Origin of the sequence: Phaeobacter sp. S60 (assembly GCF_000826845.1) — a bacterium.
Taxonomy (GTDB): Bacteria; Pseudomonadota; Alphaproteobacteria; order Rhodobacterales; family Rhodobacteraceae; genus Phaeobacter; species Phaeobacter piscinae.
On record NZ_JSWJ01000046.1, the window covers coordinates 1 to 1177 of the forward strand.

Genomic DNA, 1177 nt, shown 5'->3' on the forward strand with positions numbered 1-1177 from the left:
CTTACTCAGTGATTTTCGACACAACGCCGGCGCCGACGGTGCGGCCGCCTTCGCGGATCGCGAAGCGCAGGCCCTGCTCCATCGCGATCGGTGCGATCAGCTCGACGTCGAACTTCAGGTTGTCGCCCGGCATAACCATCTCGGTGCCCTCAGGCAGGGTCACGGTGCCGGTCACGTCGGTGGTGCGGAAGTAGAACTGCGGACGGTAGTTCGCGAAGAACGGGGTGTGACGACCACCTTCTTCTTTGGTGAGGATATAGGCCTCAGCTTCGAACTTGGTGTGCGGCTTCACGGAACCCGGCTTACACAGAACCTGACCACGCTCAACGCCGTCACGGTCGACACCGCGCAGCAGCGCGCCGATGTTGTCGCCGGCTTCACCACGATCCAGCAGCTTGCGGAACATTTCCACACCGGTACAGGTGGTGGTGGAGGTGTCACGGATACCAACGATTTCGATCGAGTCGCCAACGTTGATCACGCCGCGCTCAACACGACCGGTCACAACGGTACCACGACCGGAGATCGAGAACACGTCTTCGATCGGCATCAGGAACGGCTGGTCAACAGCACGCTCAGGGGTGTCGATGTAATCGTCAACAGCCGCCATCAGCTCCTTGATTTTCTCTTCGCCGATTTCAGGCTTGTTGCCTTCCATCGCCGCCAGAGCGGACCCTGCGATGATCGGGATATCGTCGCCGGGGTAGTCGTAGGACGACAGCAGCTCGCGGATTTCCATTTCGACCAGCTCCAGGAGCTCTTCGTCGTCAACCTGGTCCACTTTGTTCATGAACACGACCATCTTCGGGATGCCAACCTGGCGGCCCAGCAGGATGTGCTCGCGGGTCTGCGGCATCGGGCCGTCAGCAGCGTTCACAACCAGGATCGCGCCGTCCATCTGCGCCGCACCGGTGATCATGTTCTTCACATAGTCAGCGTGGCCGGGGCAGTCGACGTGGGCGTAGTGACGGCCTTCGGTCTCATATTCCACGTGCGCGGTGGAGATGGTGATCCCGCGCGCTTTCTCTTCAGGTGCGCCGTCGATCTGGTCGTAGGCTTTGAAGTCACCAAAATACTTGGTGATCGCTGCGGTCAGCGTGGTCTTGCCGTGGTCAACGTGGCCGATGGTGCCGATGTTGACGTGCGGTTTTGTACGTTCAAACTTTTCCTTAGCCAT

1 protein-coding gene is annotated in these 1177 nt (G+C 59.9%); it reads right to left on the reverse strand.

The window, feature by feature from the left end; translation table 11 throughout:
* Window position 1 precedes the first annotated feature (1 nt).
* Window positions 2-1177 (reverse strand): elongation factor Tu (tuf, locus tag OO25_RS22050; protein WP_024095804.1); only part of this gene is annotated, 1176 nt, incomplete at its 5' end.